This is a genomic window from Sulfitobacter maritimus, from assembly GCF_013346665.1.
Taxonomy (GTDB): Bacteria; Pseudomonadota; Alphaproteobacteria; order Rhodobacterales; family Rhodobacteraceae; genus Sulfitobacter; species Sulfitobacter maritimus.
Genome location: NZ_JABVBB010000038.1, coordinates 605,553 through 626,266 on the forward strand (window position 1 = coordinate 605,553; position 20,714 = coordinate 626,266).

The following is a 20,714-nucleotide window of genomic DNA, read 5'->3' on the forward strand; positions in this document are numbered from 1 at the left end:
CCTTACAAATTTACTAGGTTAATTAAGAGGCCGCTCTAGCTATTTGTTTCTGTGCGGCTTTATGGCGTCCAATAGGGATCATCGCAGGCGTTTGAGAGACCGGGTCCATCACAATGCGGCAGGACAGGCCAAAGACAGTGCGCACCAATTCCTCGGTCAAGACCTGCTCTGGCCTTCCCTCTGCGCGGATACCGCCACTGCCCACTGCGATCAGATGATCGGCGTAACGCGCAGCGAGGTTAAGATCGTGCAGCACCATGACCACCGTGGTCCCCTGCGCGGCATTCAGATCAACCAGCAGGTCCAAAACTTCGATCTGATGCGCCACATCAAGAAAGGTTGTCGGCTCGTCCAGCAACAGCAAATCAGTCTCCTGCGCCAAGGCCATCGCGATCCAGACACGCTGTCTCTGCCCGCCGGACAGGGTATCGAGATCCCGGTCAGCGAGGCCCTCGGTCCCCGTCGCCTTTAGCGCGCGAGACACGGCGCGATCATCCTCTCGCGACCAGCGCGAAAACAGACCCTGATGGGGATGCCGACCGCGCCCGACAAGATCGGCCACGGTGATGCCTTCGGGCACGATTGGCGACTGCGGCAAAAGCCCCATGACCTGCGCCAATTGGCGCGATGGCATATGATGGACCGAAGCCCCATCCAGCAACACCGCTCCCGCCTTGGGCCGCAAGATCCGCGCCAGCGTGCGCAGCAGGGTCGACTTGCCCGAGGCATTGCCCCCCACAATCGCCGTGATCTTGCCTGCGGGAATGGCAAGGCTGACATCGTGCAAAATCACGCGGTTTTCATAGCCCGCGCTGAGATTGCGCGCTTCCAGTCGGTGGTCCAGCGTCATAAAGCGCCCCCATTTTTGTTCACGCGGATGATGAGATACAAAAGAAACGGTGCGCCCACCGCGCCGGTGACGACGCCGACCGGCAACCGCGCAGGCAGTAGGAACTGGCCGATGAAATCACCCACTATCACCAGCACGGCCCCCACGAGACCGGCTGCCCAAAGCAGGCCTTTTGACCCCGGCAACAGCCGAGCGGCGATTGGCCCCGACAGGAAAGCGACAAAGGCAATCGGCCCGGTTGCCGCAGTAGCAATGGCCACAAGTCCGACCGCCGCCAACGTCACCCGCAGCCTTGTGCGGTCAGGGTTAACCCCAAGCGCTTCGGCAGTGTCATCGCCAAGGCGCAGAACCTCCAGATTGCGAGCTGTGCAGGCCAGCAGCCCGCCGAACAGCAAGAGCGAACCCGCGACGGGCAGCGCCTGCGTTAATTGTGCGCCATTCAGGCTCCCGGTCAGCCAGCGCATGGCTTCCGCACGGTCCCAAGCCGGTGCCTCTAGCAGCAGATAGGCGGTCACGCTGTCGAGCATGGCCGAAACCCCGATCCCGATCAGGATCAGCCTTGCGCCCGCGCCGCCCCCACGCGCGGAAAGCGCCCAGATCAGCACCGCTACGCCAAGCCCCGCAGCCACCGCGACCAGCGACACCAGCCAACCATCGAGCGACAGGATAACGATGGCAAACACCGCCGCCGCGCCCGCGCTGGCGCTGATGCCGATAATGTCCGGGCTGGCCAGCGGGTTGCGCAGCATCGTCTGAAAAGCCACCCCGCCAAGGCCAAAGCTGACCCCTGCGAGTAAGCCCAGAACCGAGCGCGGCAGGCGCAGTTCGGCCACCACAAAAGCGCCCTCCGCCCCCGGCGCTCCGGTGAGGGCCAAGAGAACTTGCTCAGGCGACAGGCAACCCCGTCCACAACTGAGCGTCAGGGCGAAGGCGCCAAATGTCAGCGCGGCCAGCAGCGAAAGCACCAGCCGAACGCCCGGCCTGCGCAGTGGGGGGAGCGTGGCAAAGGGCAGGGCGATCATAGCCCGCGCATCCGAAAGCTGCGGGCGGTCCAGATGAAAAACGGCGCGCCGACAAAGGCTGTGACAATGCCAACATCCAATTCATTGGGCCGTGCGATCAGCCGCCCCAGAACATCCGATAGCCCCAGCATAGAGGCTCCGGCTAGTGCTGAAAGCGGCAGAACAAGCCGGTAGTCCACGCCTGCGATCATGCGGCACAGATGCGGCACAACCAGTCCGACAAACCCAATCGGCCCACATAGCGCCGTCGCCGTCCCACAAAGGATCACCGCACCCGCCGCCGCCATCAAGCGGCCCAAGGCCACGCTTTGGCCCAACCCGGTTGCAAGCTCTTCGCCCAAGGCGAGAGCGTTCAGAACGCGGGCCGACGCGAGGCACAGCAACAGACCTACGGCGGCAAAGGGCAGGGCGGGCAGCAGAGTGTCAAAACGCGCACCGCCCACGCCGCCGACCTGCCAAGATTGCACGCTGCCCGCGATGTCGTTGCGCGGCAGCACGACGGCGATGATAAAGGCCGAAACGGCCACCGAAGTCGCCGTTCCTGCCAGTGTCAGTTTCAGGGGCGTTGCACCGCCCTGACCGCCCGCTCCGATCAAATAGACAAAGACCGCGGTGAGCGCTGCGCCCGCGATGCCGAGCCAAAGAAAGCTCTGCGCCCCGCTGATGTTGAACCACGCGATGCCGATGACGACGAACAATGCCGCCCCCGCGTTGACACCCAATATCCCCGGATCGGCCAGAGGGTTGCGGCTGATCCCCTGCATCACCGCGCCCGCCAGGCCCAAAGCAGCCCCGGCCAATAGCGCCAGTCCCGTCCGCGGCAGGCGCACCGCAACGGCGGCGGCGCCGATACTGTCAATCTGCCCGGTCATTCCAGCCCAGACTTCGGCCCAAGGCACCGACCGAGCGCCCAGAGTGAGCGATAAGACAGCGGTCAGCCCAAGCAGCGCCAGCAGAGCCGTAAAGCCATAGAGACGGGGGACGTGCTGCGCCTGCATCAGTCGGCCTGCGCCGCCGCAGCGGCCAGTTGGGTAAGGTAGTCGTCCAGCACATAGTCGATGGAAAGCGGTGTTGGATTGGCCGCAGTACCCATTGGGTCATTCTTCAGCAATACCACTGAGCCCCGGCTGACTGCCGGGAACCGTGCGATAAGCGGGTTTTCGGTCAGACTGTCCAGCCGCGCCTGATCGCCATAGGTCACGATCACATCAACATCGTCAAAAAGATCAATGCGCTCGGCGCTCACCCGGCCTGAGTATTTACCCGCCTCGCTCGCCGTCTGCACGGCCTCTGGTGTGGCCATGCCGAGATCGGTGAGAAATTGCACCCGTTGGTCGGCGGCGGCGTAAAATCCGATGGTGCTTAGGTCGCGCGGATCAAGATGGGTGACAAACATGCCAGTCTTGCCTTCAAGCTGCGGAAACTCCGCGCGGGCCTCGGCGATCCGTGCTTCGATCTCGGCCACCATCTCATCGCCAGCCTCGGCCCGGCCCAGACCGGCGGCGTTCTGGCGGATCATCTCGCGCCATGTGGTGGTCCAAGCGGCTTCGGGGTAGGCGATGACCGGGGCGATGCGGCTCAACGTGTCATAATCGGCGCGGGACAGACCGGAATAGGCGGCGAGGATCACATCGGGCTGGGTGCTGGCCACCGCTTCGAAATCGATGCCATCGCCTTCGTCAAAGAGGACCGGGGTCTCGGCCCCCAAGGCGTCCAACCGCTCGGTCACCCAAGGCAGAAGCCCATCACCGTCATCATCCCCCCATGAGGCGCGGGCAAAGCCTACCGGCACAATGCCCAGAGCCAGTGGCACCTCGTGGTTGGCCCAGCCGACGGAGGCTACGCGTTGCGGCTCTTCTGTCACTGTCGTTGATCCAAAGGCGTGGGGCACCGTGACGGGAAAGTCCTGTGCCCAGACCGCAGGAGCGACGATGGTCATACACAGGATCGAAAGGGGTCTTAGCACGGGGATATTCCTTACCTTAGCGTTTTAGTCAGTTAAATGGGGTAGGGCGCATATCCGGCAGATACAAGTGCTTTTTTGGTTTGGACAGGAAGGCAACGGCGCACATTTAGGAAACGGGTATTGGTTGTCCATCCTCATAAATACTAGCAATAACAGTGGTTTGTATGTCGTACTTGCGCCGTGAATGTTCATCACGCTGCCCCTTGTCATTTCTGACTAAATCAGTCACCTATGCGCAAATCGGCCCATCCCGCACTTCGGTGTGATAAGGGCAAACCAGAACAAAGGACCGACTGATGCGCTTCAAAACGACGACCGCCATCGCGCTTATCTCACTCGCTGCCGCGCCTGTTTTCGCGCAGAGCAAGACGGAGGTGCTTGGCACCTATGCCGATATCGCGCAGGCGGGTTATGCCGATAGCCTAGCCACGGCACAGACGCTGCAACAGGCAGTTGATGCGCTGATCGCAGAACCCTCTGCCGAAGCGCTTCAGGCCGCGCGGGCGGCATGGCTCGCGGCGCGGGTGCCCTACCAACAGACGGAAGTCTTCCGCTTCGGCAATGCGATCGTTGACGATTGGGAAGGCAAGGTGAACGCTTGGCCGCTGGACGAGGGGCTGATTGATTACGTTGACGCGTCCTATGGCGGCGTTTCTGATGAAAACGCTCTCGCGGCGCTTAATGTGGTGGCCAATCCGGTGTTCACACTGGGCGGAGAAGAGGTCGACGCGGCACAGATCACCCCCGCGCTTTTGGAAGGCCAACTGCATGAGGCCGGCGCCATCGAATCCAACGTCGCCACGGGCTATCATGCCATCGAATTTCTGCTTTGGGGGCAGGACCTGAACGGAACGGATTTTGGCGCGGGCAACCGGCCTTGGACCGATTACGCCACCGGCGCTGACTGCACCAATGACAATTGTGATCGGCGCGGGGATTACCTCAAAGCGGCAACTGATCTGCTGGTGAGCGATCTGGTGTGGATGGCAGATCAATGGGCCGAGGGGGGCGCGGCGCGCCAAGCGGTGCTGGAAGATGAAACCGCAGGGATTAACGCGATCCTGACCGGGATGGGGTCGCTGTCCTATGGCGAGCAGGCGGGCGAGCGCATGAAACTCGGCGTGATGCTGAACGACCCCGAAGAGGAGCATGACTGCTTCTCCGACAACACCCACAACAGCCACTATTACGACGGGCTGGGCGTGCGGAACGTCTATCTGGGGGAATACCTACGCGTGGACGGCTCTGTCGTATCCGGACCATCACTGTCAGACCTTGTGGCCGCAGCAGATGCCACGGTCGATCAAGACCTGCGCGACCGTCTGAACACCACAATGGTTGAACTGGCTCAGATCAAAACAGCGGCAGAGGCTGGGTTTAGCTATGACATGATGCTGGCACGCGGCAATGCCGAGGGCGAGGCCTTGATCATGAGCGCGGTTGACGCGCTGGTGGATCAAACCCGCGCGATTGAGCGGGCGGTGACGGTGCTGGGGACAGGCGCGCTTGCGTTCGAAGGCTCCGACAGCCTTGATGACCCGAACGCCGTGTTCGAGTAATTAGTGGGGGCCGGGGCTTGCGAGGCCCGGCCTAACCGACCGGACGCGCAGGCGTCTGTAGGCAAAAAGGCTGACCCGACCATGTCGCGTTTCCGAAAACCGATCCGTTTAAGCGGCCCATCGGTGGCACTGGCCGCCGGGGTGGTGGCAGGCCTCACCGCGCTACCGGGCTTGGCGCTTGAGCCGGGGAGCGACGCGCTGGCCGCGCCCCATTTGAACACAGTGCCACGCAGCGCGGCTGAGCGGGCGCGCATTGCCTCCGTCACCGCGCCGCCCACGCAATTCGACAAGCCCGAACCTTTTGAGACCAACTTGGCAGGCGCCGCCACCGTGCGTGCTCGGACCACCGCCGACGCCTTTTCGCTGCCCTCGGCCAATATCCCCTTTGCGCGGGAGTTGGATTTTAAGGTGGGCAACGGGCTGTTTAGAAAGCTCTGGGTGTCATCGCCGTCTTCCACGCTGGCCTCAGACGGGGTCGGGCCGCTCTATAACGCGCGGTCCTGCCAGCGCTGCCATCTTAAAGACGGGCGCGGGCATCCGCCCGAAGGGCCGCAGGACGACGCCACATCGATGTTCCTGCGCATCTCTGTCCCCGCGTCCCCGCAAGAGGCGATGAGCGAGATCGAAGCGTTTTTGCTCTCTGTCGGGGATGAGCCTCCCCGCACGCGGCCCGACCCGATCTATGGCGGGCAACTGCAAGATGTCGCCGTGCCGGGGCTTCGCGCCGAATACCGCTTGGGGATCAGCTATGAGGAATTTGTGGTCCCCCTGTCAGATGGGGAAACAGCAACCCTGCGCCGCCCGACCTACACGGCAGAAGATCTGGGCTATGGTCCGCTGGCCGAAGGGGCGATGCTCAGCCCCCGCGTCGCGCCGCCGATGATTGGCTTGGGGCTGCTGGAAGCTATTCCCGCCGCAGATATCCTCGCTCTCGCGGATCCTGAGGATGCCGATGGTGATGGAATTTCAGGCCGTGCGCAGGTGGTCTGGTCCTTTGAGCATGAACGGCCAATGCTGGGGCGCTTTGGCTGGAAAGCCGGCGCGCCAACCATTCGGGAGCAATCAGCCAGCGCCTTTGCCGGGGACATTGGTATCTCCTCACCGATTTTCGCTGACCCTTGGGGCGATTGCACTCCTGAGCAAGAAGCCTGCCGCAACGCGCCGCATGGCGACGGGGATGCGCGTGGCACTGAGATTGACGCCGAAGGGCTCGACCTTGTGACCTTCTACAGTCGCAACCTTGCCGTGCCAGCGCGGCGGGACGTCGACGATCCCGAGGTGTTGCGCGGCAAGGCGCTGTTTTATCAAACGGGCTGTTCGGCCTGCCACAGCCCGAAATTCGTAACTCACCGTCTGACAGACCAGCCTGAGCAAAGTTTTCAGTTGATCTGGCCCATGACCGATCTGCTGCTGCATGACATGGGCGACGGGCTGGCCGACAACCGGCCCGAAGGCCGCGCCTCTGGCCGAGAGTGGCGCACCGCACCGCTTTGGGGTATTGGCTTGACCGAACAGGTCAATGGCCACACGCAGTTCCTGCATGACGGGCGGGCGCGGTCGCTTCTCGAAGCTGTGCTGTGGCACGGCGGTGAAGCGCAGGCGTCTCGCGATGCTGTTGTAGAGATGCCCAAGGCCGACCGCGACGCCCTGATCCGTTATCTGGAGAGCCTGTAATGCGCCTGCTTCTGACCGCTGCCTTTTGCCTGTCCCTCACGCCAGCCTTTGCCGGGGTGGAAGAGGTGATCGAAGACCATGCACTTCCCGGTACCGCCGCCTTTGCGCAGGCCGCCGCAGCGCTGGACACCGCCGCGCGCGCGGACTGTACCGCGCCCAGCCTGCGCCCGGCCTATCAAAAGACATTCGACGCTTGGCTCGGCATCGCGCATCTGTCCCTCGGTCCGCTGGAAGAGGCAGGCCGCGGGCTGACCATTGGTTTCTGGCCCGATTCACGCGGCATGGTTGGGCGCACCGTGGCCAAGCTCATCGCGGATAAAGACCCAGCCGCACAGACGCCAGAAGGCTTTGCCGAGGTTTCCGTCGCCGGGCGCGGGCTTTTTGCCTTGGAGCGGGTGCTCTATGACGACGCCTTGGCGGGCTATGCCGAGGGCAGCTACAGTTGCACGCTGGCCCGCGCTATGACGCACGATCTCGCCGTTCTGGCGCGAGAGGTCGACACCGAGTGGCGCGAGGGGTTCGCCCAGAGCCTGCGCAGCGCCGGGGCCGACGGCAACACACGCTTTCTAAGCGAACGCGAGGCCGTACAGGCGCTCTACACGGCGCTGTCGACAGGCCTCGAATTTATCGCGGATCAGCGTCTTGGCCGACCGATGGGAACATTCGACGCCCCCAAGCCGCGGGTTGCCGAAGCCCGCCGTTCTGGCCGATCCCTGCGCAATGTCATCTTGTCACTAGAAGCGCTGCGCGGATTGGCCCGCAGCCTGTCGGATGCGCCCATCCCGCAGACCGAAGCGGCCTTTGCGGCAGCGTTGGACAAGGCAGAGATCTTGGACGATCCGGTCTTCGCAGGCGTTGCTGACCCAGTTGGCCGTTTGCGGGTCGAAGCCTTACAAACGCTTGTGAGCAAAATCAGCAGCGCCGTCGCCCAAGAGATCGCCCCCGCACTTGGCGTGTCCGTGGGCTTTAACGCGACGGATGGCGATTGATGCCCTCGCGCCGCCACTTTCTTGCGGGTCTTGCGGCACTGAGCTTGCCCCGGCCCAGTTGGGCCGATGTGGGAAACCCAGCCTTTCTCGCTGCCGCACGTGAACCAAACGGGCGTTATGCACTGTTTGGACTGGACCCGGCAGGGCGTGATCTGTTTCGCATCGCCTTGCCCAAGCGGGGCCATGCCGCCACCGCCCATCCCACCGCCCCCGAAGCCGTCGCCTTTGCCCGGCGTCCCGGCCGTTTTGCTTTGGTGATCGACTGCCTGAGCGGAAGCCTGCGCCACCAGTTAGACGCGCCCTCGGGCCGTCATTTCTACGGCCATGGCGCGTTCCTTAATGGCGGGGAGATCCTTGCCACCAGCGAGAATGACATCGACAGCGGCACAGGGCGGATCGGGCTTTGGTCGCGGTCGCGGGGCTATGCCCGGATTGGCGAGATCCCCTCGGGCGGGGTTGGACCGCATGAAATCCGGGCGTGGTCTGATGATATCTTGGCCGTCGCCAATGGCGGCATCCGCACCCATCCGGACCGGGGCCGCGAAAAGCTCAATCTGGAGACGATGCGCCCCAATCTATCCTATCTCAAGCTTGATGGGACGCTGCTGGATCAGGTTGAGCTGGCCCCCGAATGGCGGCAGAGCTCGATCCGTCATCTGGCGCTGGCTCCTGATGGGCAGGTGGCTTTCGCCATGCAGTGGCAAGGTGCTCCGGGTGCTGCGGGACCGCTTTTGGGCCTTCATCGACGCGGCAGCCGTCCGGTGCTGGCCGAGGCGGATTTGGTCGAACAACTGGCAATGGACGGCTACGCGGGCAGTGTCGCCTATACGGCCCACGGCGATGCTGTCGGCATCACCTCGCCGCGTGGGGGGCGGTTGCATGTCTTTGATACCGAGGGCCAGTTCAAGGTCGCGCACCGCCGCGCTGACATCTGCGGTCTGGCACCGGGCGCAGAGGGGTTTGTCGCCACAGACGGTCTGGGCGGGCTGCTGCGCGGCGACATGGCGGGGCTTTCACCGCTTGGAAGGGCCGACCGGGCTTGGGACAATCATCTGGTCGCGCTCGGGGGCTGATCGGCCTGTGACCAGCCGGTCATCCTAAAGAGGTAGTTACTTATTGGCGAACACAGCGCAAGCGCAGCCCGCGTCACGCACCGCCGCGCAAAGCCTGTCAGCCGCTGCGCGGTTATTGCGACCAATCCGCGCCATCACAAACCCCTTTTGTCGGCTGGCCCGGTGTTTGATCTTGATGTAATCCGGCTTTTCTCCCGCCAGCGGTGCCTTGCAACGGGCCACGCGCCGGTCATAGGCGGCTTGGGCCTGCGCCCTTGATTTGCCAAAGGCCACCTGTGCGCCCCAAGGTTTCAGTGGCGGTTCCGGCAGTTTCAGCGGGGTCAAGCGGCGGGCCTTGCCCATGGCGTAGCAGGCGGGCAGAAAATCGTCGGATTTGGACAACCGGAAATCGGGGTTTTCGGGCGGTGCATCGCGCCATGTTTCCGCGTCCAACCCGGTGATGATCGGCACATAGGCAATCGTTTCATCCGCCAAACCACCGCCTTGTAAAAAGCCTTCGACCCGGCGCTCGCCGCCGTTGTAGCCGATCGCCGCCAATCCTTCGTTGCCATAGCGGCGCACCATTTCGGCCAGATACTGCGCGGAATGTTCCAGCGCATCTGCGGGGTTGTAGGGATCAGCCAAACCGCGCAGTGCAGCAGTCGAGGGGATGAACTGCGCGATGCCACGGGCGTTAGCGTGGCTAAGGGCGTTGGGGTCAAATCGGCTTTCCTGCCAGATCAGACGGGCAAAGAAGTTTTCGTCCAGTCCATGACGCTTTGAGAATACCGCAATGGCGTTGCAGGTGTCATAGACGAAATGCGCGTTGCGGATACAGTGGGAGTGGCCCCATTTCGTGCTGGAGCAGGAGCGATCCGGCGGCTCGGCCCAAGCAGCCTGCACGCAGAGAAACGTCAAGATGGTTAACCAGACTCTCATCCTTAGGTGGTGGGGTTTGCGGGCGTCTGTGTCAATCGCCTGTCGAAAATGGCAGTGCCTTGGCGCGATCGGCGGTATCAATCCCATCATATTGTTCAACAATACAGACATTCCTGTAGGGCTAAAATGCTCGGATTGTATTGACATTCATCCCCTTGATCAGATTGATGGGCCAAACTTCACGTTGGGGCAGGCACGCGCCGCGCGTGTTTCCACGAACAGACGTGACCACTGCATGACTGAGGGCCTCATGAAAGACTTATCTTCTCCGCAAGTTCTGTCGGTTGAGGGGCTTTCTGTCTCGTTCGGCAAGAGCCGCGTGATCGACAGGCTGAGCTTTTCGGTGGGCAAAGGCCGCACCGTGGCTGTGGTGGGTGAAAGCGGGTCCGGCAAGAGCGTGACCTCTTTATCGATCATGCGTTTGGCCGACCTGACGGGTGCCAGCTACGATGCCGGGCGCATTGTGCTGGAGGGCGAGGGTGGTGAGTTCAATCTGCTTGACCTGACCCAAGACGAGGCCCGGAAAATCCGCGGCAAAGACATCGCGATGATTTTTCAGGAGCCGATGACCTCGCTCAACCCAGTCTATACGATTGGCGAGCAGATTGCGGAAATCCTGATGTTGCACAATGGCTTGTCACGCGAAGCGGCCCTTGCCGAAGCGGCGAAATTGCTCAGCCTCGTGCGCCTGCCCGATGCCGATGCGATGCTCAAGCGCTACCCGCATCAACTTTCAGGCGGCATGCGCCAGCGTGTGATGATTGCCATTGCCGTGGCCTGCCGCCCAAAACTGCTGATCGCGGATGAGCCGACCACCGCGCTCGACGTGACGATCCAAGCGCAAATCCTCGATATCCTGCGTGATCTTCAGGCCGAGATGGGCATGTCAATCATCTTTATCACCCATGACATGGGCGTGGTGGCGGAAATTGCGGATGATGTCGTGGTGATGTGGAAGGGCGAGAAGGTCGAAGAGGGGCCGGTCAAACGCATTTTCGCGCAGCCAGAGCACCCCTATACCCGCAGCCTGCTCTCAGCAGTGCCAAAGCTGGGGTCGACCGAAGGGCAGGACTTTCCCTACAAAACCCCGCTGACGGTGCTGGTCGATGGCCAGCCAGAGTTGGTGGGCGAGACGCGGGTTCAAGACACCGCGCAGACCGATGGTGCGCCGCTGCTCTCGGTCCGCGATATGTCGGTCGATTTCGATATTAAAAAGACATGGTATGGCCGCACGACGCATTACGTCCCGGCGGTGTCGAACGCGACCTTGGACGTCTACCCCGGTGAGACGATTTCGCTGGTCGGCGAAAGCGGCTCGGGCAAGTCCACGATTGCGCGCACCGTGATGCAACTGGTCGAGCCGACCAAGGGCAGGATCACCTTTGACGGGCGCGATATGGCGGCGATGAACCTGTCGGAGCGGCAAAAGCTGCGGCGCGATATTCAGTATATCTTCCAAGATCCCTTCGCCTCGCTCAACCCGCGCCAGACTGTCGGCTGGTCCGTGGCTGAGCCGATCCGCACACATGGGCTGATTGACAACGAGCGCGACACGAAACGCCGCGTGAGTGAGTTGCTCGAACGGGTCGGGATGCCGGCAGATGTGGCCGAACGCTATCCGCATCAGTTCTCTGGCGGGCAGCGGCAGCGGATTTGCATTGCCCGCGCGCTGGCCGGAAAGCCACGTTTGATTATCGCGGATGAGGTGCTTTCGGCCTTGGACGTGTCCATTCAGGCGCAGGTCATCAACCTGTTCATGGACTTGCAAAAAGAAGAGGGCATCGCGTTTCTTTTCGTCAGCCATGACATGGCGGTGGTCGAAAAGATCAGCCACCGTGTGGCGGTGCTTTACCTCGGTCAGATTGTCGAGCTGGGCAGCCGCAGGCAGGTTTTTGAAAATACCGCGCATCCCTACACCCGGCGGCTTTTGTCCGCTGTGCCAAACCCCGATCCAACCGCCAAACGCGAACGGGAGCCGCTGAGCGGCGAGCTTCCCTCAGCCACGAGACGGGCAGGGGACCGCCCCGCGACAGCCGTCTATGACGAAATCGCCAAGGGCCATTTCGTCGCACGCCACTGATGCGATTGACCTTATTCAACGGAGGAAAGACCACATGAAAAAGACACTGACAGCAACAGCGATTGCGCTGGCGCTCACCGCGACCGGCTTTGCCGCGCCCGCGCTGGCCGACGGCAAGATCACCGTATCCTCGCCCCAAGACCCCGGCAGCTGGGACCCCATCGATACCTTCCTGATCAACTGGGCGTCGCTGGCGACCAACGTTTTCGAAGGTCTCACCTATCGTGGCCCGGACATGGAGCTTGTGCCCGCGCTCGCGACATCTTGGGAAACCCTTGATGAAGGCATGCGCATCCGCTTTGAGTTGCGCGAAGGCGTGACTTTCCACAACGGTGAGCCGTTCAACGCCGAAGCCGTGAAATTCACCTTTGAACGTCTGCTGGGCGAAGAGGGTGCCAAGGGGCCGCAGCAGGCCAACTACACCTCGATTAAAGAGGTCGAAATCATCGACGAGACCACCGTCGATTTCCACCTGACCCAGCCTGACCCGGTTCTGCTGACCAAACTGGCCGGTTACGGCGCCATGATCGTGCCGCCGCAGTATATCGCCGAAGTGGGTGATGCGGAGTTCAACATCAAACCGGTCGGCACCGGTCCTTTCAAAATGACCTCCTATTCGCCGAAAGTGGGCGCATCCTTGGCCGCCAACGAAGACTACTGGGGCGGCGCGCCGGAGCTTTCCGAGGTTGACTACCGCTTTATCGCAGAGCCTTCGACAGCGCTGGCTGAGCTTCAGTCCGGCGGCGTTGACGTGGTGATCCCGCCTTCCGTTCCGGTGGGCATGATCCCGACCATCGAAGCGGCTGAGAACCTTGAGATCATCTCGACCCCCGGCCCAACCGTGACCGCGCTGCGGTTCAACACCGGCAATGGCATCACTGCCGATGAAAACGTGCGCAAAGCGCTGATCATGGCGGTAGACCGCAATGCCATCGTGGATACCATTCTGGCCGGGCAAGCCTCGGTCATCGCGTCTTTCCAAGGGGCGCGGTCCTTTGGCTATGACGAGAGCATGGAGCCGCTGCCCTACGATCTTGAAAAGGCCAAGGCGCTGCTCAAAGAAGCCGGTGTCGAACCCGGCGCCAGCGTGGAGATCAACACCCGCGGCAATGACGCCACCTTTAACGAGGTTGCGCAGGCCGTGGCCGCCTATCTGTCGATGGCCGGTGTAAACGCCACGATCAAACCCTATGAGACCAACGTTCTGCTGAACGACATCATTCCGCAGGGCAAAACCGGCGAGATGTTCCAGCAAAGCTGGGGCGGTTGGACCTTTGACTACGACAACACCGCCTATGCGATGTATCACACCGGTCAAAAGTGGAACCCCTACGACAGCGATGCCGAACTGGACGCGATGCTCGAAAAGCAGCGCCCCATGACGGACCAAGCCGAGCGGGAAAAGGTGCTGCAAGAGATCGCCGCCTATGCCGCCGATCGTGCGCTGGAGATGCCGCTCTACAACATGAACGCGATCTACGCGATCAACAAGCGCGTCCAGAACTTTGAACCGGCACCGGACAACCGTCTGCGTCTGGACAAAGTGTCGGTCGAGTAAAGCAAACCACCGCGGCGGGGCAGGTCTGCTGCCGCCGCGGGTCTTCTTCCTAATACCTCGTGGGGTTCTTTCATGGCCGGTTTCCTCTTAAAACGTCTGGCCCAGGCCATTTTCGTTGTCGTCGTTGTCACGCTGATCGTCTCTGTCGCGGTGCGTATGACGGGCGATCCGGCATTGATCGTGGCACAGGGGGCCACGGATATCACCGAGGCCGATCTTGAACGCATCCGCGAGGGGCTGGGCCTGAACGAGCCGTTTCTAAAACAGTATCTGGCGACCCTGTCGGGTCTGTTTACATGGGACTTTGGCCGCAGTTTCCTTGGCGGCACCGAAGTATCGACCCTCATCGCAGGCGCCTTGCCCGCCACGCTGTTGCTGGCCTTTTCGTCGCTGCTGGTGTCGATCGTGATCTCGATCCCTCTGGGTATCCGGGCCGCCATCCGGCGCGGCAAATGGGAGGATCAGGTGATCCGCATCCTGTCGCTGGTCGGCCTGTCCTTTCCGAACTTCTGGCTGGCGACGATGCTGGTGCTGCTTTTCTCAATCACCCTGCATCTGCTGCCCCCCAGCGGCATGACCGGCTGGGCAACTTTGGTGATGCCTGCGCTGACCATGGGGGTCATCCTGACGGCGACCAACGTGCGGCTGGTGCGCACTTCGATGCTCGAAGTCATGCAGTCGCAATATGTGATGGTGGCCCGCGCCAAGGGGCTGTCAGAGCGCAGCGTTCTGTACAAACATGCTCTGCGCAACTCTGCGATCCCTTTGATCACTTTCCTTGGCCTGCAATTCGGCGGCCTGCTGGGCGGGATCGTTGTGGTGGAACGGGTGTTCAACTGGCCCGGCATGGGCAGTCTGGCTTTTGATGCCGTGGCCGCGCGGGACTACCCGGTTCTGCAATCCGTTATCATGATCCTGTCTACGCTGATCGTGATGGTGAACCTTTTGGTCGATATCGCCTACGGGCTGATCGACCCCCGAATTCGGACGGAGTAAGTCCATGACCGCATTTTTCCAATCCCGCTACTGGTCGCTTGAATTCATCCTCGGCGCTGGCCTGACAACCTTTATCGTGATCGGCGTGCTGCTGTCGCGTTGGCTGTTTCCCGATGTGGGCGCCATTGATCTGATGGCGCGTCTGGTGCCGCCGTTCGAGCGGCCCGATCATCTCCTCGGCACCGATCCCTTAGGTCGCGATGTCATGGCGCGGATTTTTGTCGGCGGGTGGATTTCGCTCAAGGTTGGCTTTCTGTCCGTCCTTGGCTCCGTGGTGGTCGGCGTGCTGATGGGGCTGATCGCGGGCTATTACCGAGGTGTCTGGGACATCATCGTCATGCGCTTTGCCGATGTGCAGCTGGCGCTGCCGTTCATCCTTTTGGCGATCACCATCATCGCCATCGTGGGTGGGAGCCTGACCAATACCATCATCCTGCTCATTGTGTCGCAATGGGTGCAATATGCCCGTCTGGTGCGGGCGCAGGTCTTGGCGCTGCGCGACCGGGAATTCGTTCTGGCCGCCCGCGCCATTGGCGTGAAGAACCGCAACATCATCATGAGCCACCTGCTGCCCAATCTGATGGGGCCGGTCGTCGTGCTGATGACGCTGAACGTGGCCAATAACATTTTGCTCGAAAGCAGCCTGACCTTCCTTGGGCTGGGCGTCGATCCAACGATCCCCAGCTGGGGCGGGATGCTGGCGGATGGGCGGACCTATCTGCAGAATGCATGGTGGGTCAGTGTCTTTCCCGGCGTCGCCATTTTGCTGACAGTCTTGGGCCTGAACCTTTTGGGCGACTGGCTGCGTGATACGCTTGACCCCACGGGGAGAACACAGAAATGATCTATCAGTTTTCCGCGCAGCGCACGCTTGATACCTTGGTGGCGCAGGCGCAAGGCCCGTTTGAGGCGTGGACATTTGACGACCGGGCCGCGCGACGTCAGGCTGAAGAACAACTGGCCGCGAGGGGGATCAGCGCGCGGATTCGCAGTGCGTATAAACCGCTGTTGCATTTCTTTCTCGAAGAGGCGCGCCCCGGCTTCACGGCCGCGCATATCCTATGGCCGCATCATGAAGCCGCCGTGCCGAACCGGTTTTTGCTCGAAACCTACCCTCTGGCGGCGCTCTATCCAGATGCCACGATGACCTTTGAAAAGGGCGCGTCTGGCACCTGCTATCAGGTGCGGTTGACCTATCCGGACGGGGAAGAACAGCATGATGTTTTGGCCCCTAACCGACTCCATGCCGATCACGTCGGAGAGCAGGTTTTATCGCCAACGGGCTGGTTGATTGATGACGCAGGCGCAGTGCGGTTAGAGACCGACTACGAACAGTTGTTTCACGGCGCCATGAGCGCCGTCACCGCGCATGACTGGGGCGATCAAGAACCCTATTTTGAAGAGCTGAACATCAGTGCTACAGTCCCGGCGGCGGATTTCGACCTTGGCTATGACGACGAGGTCGTGAGCCTTGTCGAAGCGCTGCATGAGGACCTCTATTTCTCCTGTCTGGAGTTCTTCCAACGCCACTCTGGCCGCGACCTTGGCGACCGCCACCTTCAGCCCGGCCAGATCGTGCCAGAGGTCCAGCAGGGGGACACCGCGCAGATCAGCGTCACAATGCGCCCCTATCACACTGCCGACCGGGGCGGAGTGGCCCAGCCCTTGGAACAGGCGACAGCGCCCCTGTCGATCGCGGAGATCGGAGCAGAGTTGGAAAAGATCGGTGGCGACGCGTTCCGCACGACCAGCCGCGCCGGGCGCGAAGTGCTGGCCCATCACCATGCGGGCCGGGGCAAACCCGTTATGATCTCAGCAGGTCAGCACGCCAATGAAACCACGCCTGTGGTCGGTGCTCTGCGGGCCGCGCATCGCTTGGCGAGAGAGGAGGCGGATTTCGTGATCTCGCCTATGGAGAACCCGGACGGCTATGCCTTGCATGGCAGATTGGCCGCGCTCACCCCGCGTCACATGCTTCATGCGGCACGCTATACGGCGCTTGGCGATGATCTGGAGTACCGCGCGACACCGCGCGCGCTTTATGAAAAGGCCATCCGTCAAGAGGCCGAGCAGCGCTCGGGCGCATTGCTTCATATCAATTTGCACGGCTATCCCGCCCATGAATGGACCCGCCCCATGACCGGCTATATCCCCCGCGGTTTCGCGATGTGGACGGTGCCAAAGGGGTTCTTCTTGATCATGCGCCATCTGCCCGATTGGGCCGGTGTCGCCCGTCAGTTGACCCAAGACGTGACCCAAAGGCTGATGGACGTGCCGGGATTGGCAGACTTCAACAAGCGCCAGATCGATCTTTACCGGCTCCATGCGGGCGAGACCGGTTTTGAGATGATCAACGGCTTTCCCTGCTACATTCACGAGGATGACCGCCATAGCGTGCCGCTGACCTTGATCACGGAATACCCTGATGAAACCCTCTATGGCGCAGCTTTCATCGCCGGTCACGATGCGCAGATGCACACTGTCTTGGCCGCCCATGACGCTTGGCAGCGCTTGGGCAGCGTTTGAGAGGTTAGCTGCGGTTGCAGTCGCTAAAGGCGGCAAGCACCGTGCGTTCAGACTGAGCAAGATAGGTCTCTAGCAGATCGGCGGCCTCGGCCCCCGAGCCGTCTTGAAGGCGTTTGAGGATCGCGCTGTTCATCTCAATATAGGGCATATGCAGCCACCGCGCGGTGCCAAGAGCCACAAAGACCAGCCGCAGTTCCGCCGATAGGTTGCCGTAGAAAGCAGTCAATCGCGGGCTGTCGGCCAAATCCACGATGGCGGCGTGGAAATCCATATTGGCATTGCCCACACCGCGCCAATCCTCCTGGTCCTTGCTGCGCCGCCCGGCCTCAACAGCGGCGGCCATATGGGCGACAGCGGGATGATGCGGATGTGCGGCTTTCAGGACCGGAATCTCAACGCAGCGCCGCACGCGGTAGATGTCGATGATCGCATCGAGCGACGGGGTTGCGACGAACACACCGCGGTTGGCCTCATGGACGAGCAAGCCGTCATGGGTCAGCATCCGGAAGGCTTCTCTGAGCGTATTGCGTGATACGGCCATGCGCTGCGCCTGCGCTTCCTCGGACAGGCGCTGGCCGGGTAAAAGCTCACCCAAGGTCAGTTGATCCCGCAACTGATCCGCCACACGGCTTGCCAATGATGTGACGGGTTTGGACATGAGCAATACCGGAAAGCTGATCAAGGAGGGGACGGAATGTCGTTGTCTCTTGCCTAAAATTTATCTATTTTTCAACCCGATATCGGCATTTGGTGATGCCGTAGGACGCATGCCGGGGCAGCAGAAGCATGCTTGCCACGGTCAGACGCGCCTGATGATGAGAGGTGATAAAGCACAGACCGCCGCAACATGGGCAGGTCCGGTAAAATTTTCAGCCATCCTATTCGGAACGGCACCGGCCATTCAATCGTTAACCACCTGATCGGCCTTGATGTTTCGCAGCAAGGTCACCCCCACGAAGGGAGCCACTGTGGAAAACCTAGCGCGACGCCTCGGCCTCAAGACCGACCCGACCATCTTTTTTATTTCTGCGGGCCTGACCGTTGCTTTTGTCATAGTGCTCATCGCCGCGCCAGATGCCATCGGCAGCGCATTTGCCGCAGGGCGCGCTTGGGTGGTCACCAACCTTGGCTGGTTTTTCATTTTGGGGGTCAATGTCTGGCTGGGTTTTCTGATCTGGGCCGCCATGTCTCAGCATGGTCACATCCGCTTGGGGCCAACCGGATCGACGCCTGAGTATTCAAACCTGTCGTGGTTTACCATGCTTTTTGCGGGCGGGATCGGGACCGTGTTGATGTTCTGGGGCGTGGCGGAGCCGATTAGCCATTTTTCCGCCCCGCCGCTGCCGGGGGTGGAACCCTATTCCGAGCAAGCCGCCAAAGACGCAATCTCAATCGCGATCTATCACCTTGGCCTGCACACTTGGACGATCTTCACGCTGCCCGGTCTGGCCTTTGCCTATTTCATCAACCGCTATGATCTGCCGGTTCGGGTCAGCTCGGTCTTTTATCCTTTGCTGCGCGACCGTATTCACGGGCCGATCGGGAAAGCCATTGATATCGCGTCCATTCTCGGCACGATCTTTGGCGTTGCGGTTTCGCTTGGGTTGGGGTCCTCGCAAATCGCTGCAGGGCTCTCGGCGCTCTTTGGCTGGGACGCCAATACGTTTCTGAAAATCGCGATCCTGTCGGTGCTGACGATGGTGGCGGTGGGGTCCATTGTTGTGGGGCTGGATAAGGGCGTGAAGCTTTTGTCGAACCTCAACATCGGCATGGCGGTGGTCCTGATGATCTTCGTGCTGGTGACCGGCTCCACCTTGTTTTTGCTGCGCGGCATGGTGGAGACCGTGGGGCTCTACCTCGAAAACCTCCCCCGGTTGGCCTTTTGGAACGACATGTTGGCAAACCAAAACCCCTCTAACCAAGATTGGGGCTGGCAGGGGAATTGGACCGTGTTCTACTGGGCGTGGACGGTCACTTGGTCCCCCTTTATCGGGCTTTTCGTTGCGCGTATTTCGCGCGGTCGGACGGTCCGAGAGTTCGTTTTCGGCGTGCTTCTTGCGCCCACGGCCTTCACTTTGGTTTGGTTCTCCATTTTCGGCTGGCAGGCGATGCATTTCGACGGCATCGGCGCTGCCGCCCGTACCGCCTTGGGCGACCAAGCGGGAGAGATCAGCCGGGCGGTATCCGAAAGCGTGCCGCTGGCGATCTTTGCTTTCCTTGAGCACTTCCCCTTTACGCAATTCGTTCAGGGTTTCGCCGTGGTCATTGTTGCCATCTTCTTTGCGACGTCTTCAGACTCGGCATCGCTGGTGGTCGACATGCTCTGCACCGGCCATGCCAAACCCGGCCCGGTGCGTCAGCGGGTGTTTTGGGGCGTGGCCGAAGGGCTTGTGGCGGCGATGTTGATCGTCCTGACAGGCGACGCGGGTTTGACCGCTTTGCAGCAGGTTATCACCGTGGTCGGCCTGCCGATTTTTATATTGGTCTGCATGATGATCCCCTCGCTGATACGCGGCTTTACCAATGAGAATATCGACAATGTTTCAGTAAACGAACGGCCTGAACTGCGCGCGCTGGAGACGAAGAGCGGGGTGGAAACGTGAAGGAGCGCTGAGATTACGCCCCCGCGTCCCCCTCGGTTTCAATCTTGATCGGCTCGCCGCAATGTTTGCAGTGTATCGCATCGGTTTCGTGCCGATTCAGACTGCAAACGGGGCATTTGTATTTGATCTTGGACGGCTGAAAAATCGCTCGCGCCAGCTGCACGAAAAGTGCGACGCCAAAGACCATGATGAAGACAGACAGGAGCTTGCCGCCCGGTGTGGTCATCGTGATGTCGCCAAAGCCGGTTGTCGTCAGCGTGGCCACGGTGAAATAGAGCGCATCGATATAGCCCGCCGGACCCGATCTCGGACCAAAGGCCAAGACAAAGACCAGCGAGGTCGTCACGAAGATAAAGACAAAGAGGTTCACCGCCGCGAGGATCGCGTCTTCGTGTTTCCGGAAAAAGTGGCTCTCATGCCGCAGGTCGCGCAGCAGGTGGTAGGCGTGGATCAGGCGCAAGCCTCTGAGGACCCGTAGAAACGCTAGGTTGCCGGAGATGAAGGGGGCCAGCAGCAAGGACAATACCACCGCGATATCGGCAAGCGTATAGATCCGCATGATCTCGCGCCTCCGGTTATGCGAAATCCAAAGACGGGCAGAGAAATCCATGACGATGACTCCCCCCAGCAGAGCGTTCAGGACAGTCATCGCTGGCGTCTCGGGGAGGGCGACAGTGACGATGAAATAGATGATCGTCACAATGTCGAAACCGATCAGCCCAAAGCGAAACCGCCGTGCGCGGGTGCTGTGGCCCGTGTAGAGCAGGCGGATTTTGTGGTGCAGCTTTTCCATGTTTTGCAGCATGCCACAGGGTTTTGCGCGGGACCATGGTAGAAGCCGCAGAGGGCTGCGTTCATTGACTTTTCCCGAATGGCACGCCTGGCCAGTGCAATGCCTCT

At 61.2% G+C, this 20,714-nt stretch carries 18 protein-coding genes; 11 read left to right on the plus strand and 7 right to left on the minus strand.

All coding sequences use genetic code 11. From position 1 onward, the window contains the following. Positions 1-22: 22 nt before the first annotated feature. The 4 genes from HTT03_RS17730 to HTT03_RS17745 are packed head-to-tail and all read right to left on the minus strand — an operon-like array spanning position 23 to position 3,811. Positions 23-850, minus strand: coding sequence for an ABC transporter ATP-binding protein (locus tag HTT03_RS17730; protein ID WP_174861103.1), 828 nt, complete (start codon positions 848-850; stop codon positions 23-25). Beyond that, the gene (locus tag HTT03_RS17735; RefSeq protein WP_174861104.1) at positions 847-1,872 is read right to left on the minus strand and encodes a FecCD family ABC transporter permease; all 1,026 of its coding nucleotides are present in this window, start codon (positions 1,870-1,872) and stop codon (positions 847-849) included. The genes HTT03_RS17730 and HTT03_RS17735 overlap by 4 nt, the downstream gene beginning before the upstream one ends. Then, positions 1,869-2,870: a FecCD family ABC transporter permease gene (locus HTT03_RS17740; protein ID WP_174861105.1), complete on the minus strand. Its 1,002-nt coding sequence runs from the start codon at positions 2,868-2,870 to the stop codon at positions 1,869-1,871. Before HTT03_RS17740 ends, HTT03_RS17735 begins: the two co-directional genes overlap by 4 nt. After that, positions 2,870-3,811, minus strand: coding sequence for an iron-siderophore ABC transporter substrate-binding protein (locus tag HTT03_RS17745; protein ID WP_174861264.1), 942 nt, complete (start codon positions 3,809-3,811; stop codon positions 2,870-2,872). Before HTT03_RS17745 ends, HTT03_RS17740 begins: the two co-directional genes overlap by 1 nt. A gap of 323 nt (positions 3,812-4,134) precedes the next feature. On the opposite strand from HTT03_RS17745, the gene HTT03_RS17750 reads away from it, so the two are divergent. The 4 genes from HTT03_RS17750 (at position 4,135) to HTT03_RS17765 (ending at position 9,133) form a co-directional block, all read left to right on the plus strand. Continuing rightward, on the plus strand, positions 4,135-5,397 hold the full coding sequence (locus HTT03_RS17750; protein ID WP_174861106.1) for an imelysin family protein: 1,263 nt from the start codon (positions 4,135-4,137) through the stop codon (positions 5,395-5,397). Between the two features lie 81 nt (positions 5,398-5,478). Next, complete coding sequence (locus tag HTT03_RS17755; protein WP_174861107.1) at positions 5,479-7,071, plus strand: di-heme oxidoreductase family protein; 1,593 nt, start codon at positions 5,479-5,481, stop codon at positions 7,069-7,071. After that, positions 7,071-8,060 (plus strand): imelysin family protein, encoded by a 990-nt coding sequence (locus HTT03_RS17760; RefSeq protein ID WP_174861108.1) that lies wholly within the window; start codon positions 7,071-7,073, stop codon positions 8,058-8,060. The genes HTT03_RS17755 and HTT03_RS17760 overlap by 1 nt, the downstream gene beginning before the upstream one ends. Continuing rightward, positions 8,060-9,133, plus strand: a complete 1,074-nt coding sequence (locus HTT03_RS17765; protein ID WP_174861109.1) for a DUF1513 domain-containing protein — start codon at positions 8,060-8,062, stop codon at positions 9,131-9,133. Before HTT03_RS17760 ends, HTT03_RS17765 begins: the two co-directional genes overlap by 1 nt. A 36-nt stretch (positions 9,134-9,169) precedes the next feature. Here the strand turns inward: HTT03_RS17765 and HTT03_RS17770 are convergent, their stop codons facing one another. Beyond that, positions 9,170-10,051, minus strand: a complete 882-nt coding sequence (locus tag HTT03_RS17770) for a lytic transglycosylase domain-containing protein (protein WP_174861110.1) — start codon at positions 10,049-10,051, stop codon at positions 9,170-9,172. A gap of 250 nt (positions 10,052-10,301) precedes the next feature. On the opposite strand from HTT03_RS17770, the gene HTT03_RS17775 reads away from it, so the two are divergent. From HTT03_RS17775 to HTT03_RS17795, 5 genes are all read left to right on the plus strand, one after another. Then, positions 10,302-12,131 (plus strand): ABC transporter ATP-binding protein, encoded by a 1,830-nt coding sequence (locus tag HTT03_RS17775; RefSeq protein ID WP_174861111.1) that lies wholly within the window; start codon positions 10,302-10,304, stop codon positions 12,129-12,131. Between the two features lie 34 nt (positions 12,132-12,165). Further along, positions 12,166-13,689, plus strand: a complete 1,524-nt coding sequence (locus HTT03_RS17780) for an ABC transporter substrate-binding protein (protein WP_174861112.1) — start codon at positions 12,166-12,168, stop codon at positions 13,687-13,689. A 72-nt stretch (positions 13,690-13,761) separates the two neighbouring features. Beyond that, complete coding sequence (locus HTT03_RS17785) at positions 13,762-14,685, plus strand: ABC transporter permease (protein ID WP_174861113.1); 924 nt, start codon at positions 13,762-13,764, stop codon at positions 14,683-14,685. 4 nt (positions 14,686-14,689) lie between these two features. Next, positions 14,690-15,529: an ABC transporter permease gene (locus HTT03_RS17790; protein ID WP_174861114.1), complete on the plus strand. Its 840-nt coding sequence runs from the start codon at positions 14,690-14,692 to the stop codon at positions 15,527-15,529. After that, the gene (locus HTT03_RS17795) at positions 15,526-17,211 is read left to right on the plus strand and encodes a M14 family metallopeptidase (RefSeq protein WP_174861115.1); all 1,686 of its coding nucleotides are present in this window, start codon (positions 15,526-15,528) and stop codon (positions 17,209-17,211) included. Before HTT03_RS17790 ends, HTT03_RS17795 begins: the two co-directional genes overlap by 4 nt. A 4-nt stretch (positions 17,212-17,215) precedes the next feature. On the opposite strand, the gene HTT03_RS17800 is transcribed toward HTT03_RS17795, so the two are convergent. Further along, positions 17,216-17,869, minus strand: coding sequence for a GntR family transcriptional regulator (locus tag HTT03_RS17800; protein ID WP_174861116.1), 654 nt, complete (start codon positions 17,867-17,869; stop codon positions 17,216-17,218). Between HTT03_RS17800 and HTT03_RS17805 the strand changes: the two genes are divergently transcribed. Together HTT03_RS17805 and HTT03_RS17810 are read left to right on the plus strand one after the other, a co-directional pair. After that, on the plus strand, positions 17,868-18,131 hold the full coding sequence (locus HTT03_RS17805) for a hypothetical protein (protein ID WP_174861117.1): 264 nt from the start codon (positions 17,868-17,870) through the stop codon (positions 18,129-18,131). The genes HTT03_RS17800 and HTT03_RS17805 overlap by 2 nt on opposite strands. Positions 18,132-18,179: 48 nt before the next feature. Continuing rightward, a complete protein-coding gene (locus HTT03_RS17810) occupies positions 18,180-19,814 on the plus strand; it encodes a BCCT family transporter (protein ID WP_174861118.1) in 1,635 nt (544 codons plus the stop codon). A 13-nt stretch (positions 19,815-19,827) separates the two neighbouring features. On the opposite strand, the gene HTT03_RS17815 is transcribed toward HTT03_RS17810, so the two are convergent. Next, positions 19,828-20,619: a potassium channel family protein gene (locus HTT03_RS17815; protein WP_246253591.1), complete on the minus strand. Its 792-nt coding sequence runs from the start codon at positions 20,617-20,619 to the stop codon at positions 19,828-19,830. Positions 20,620-20,714 lie beyond the last annotated feature (95 nt).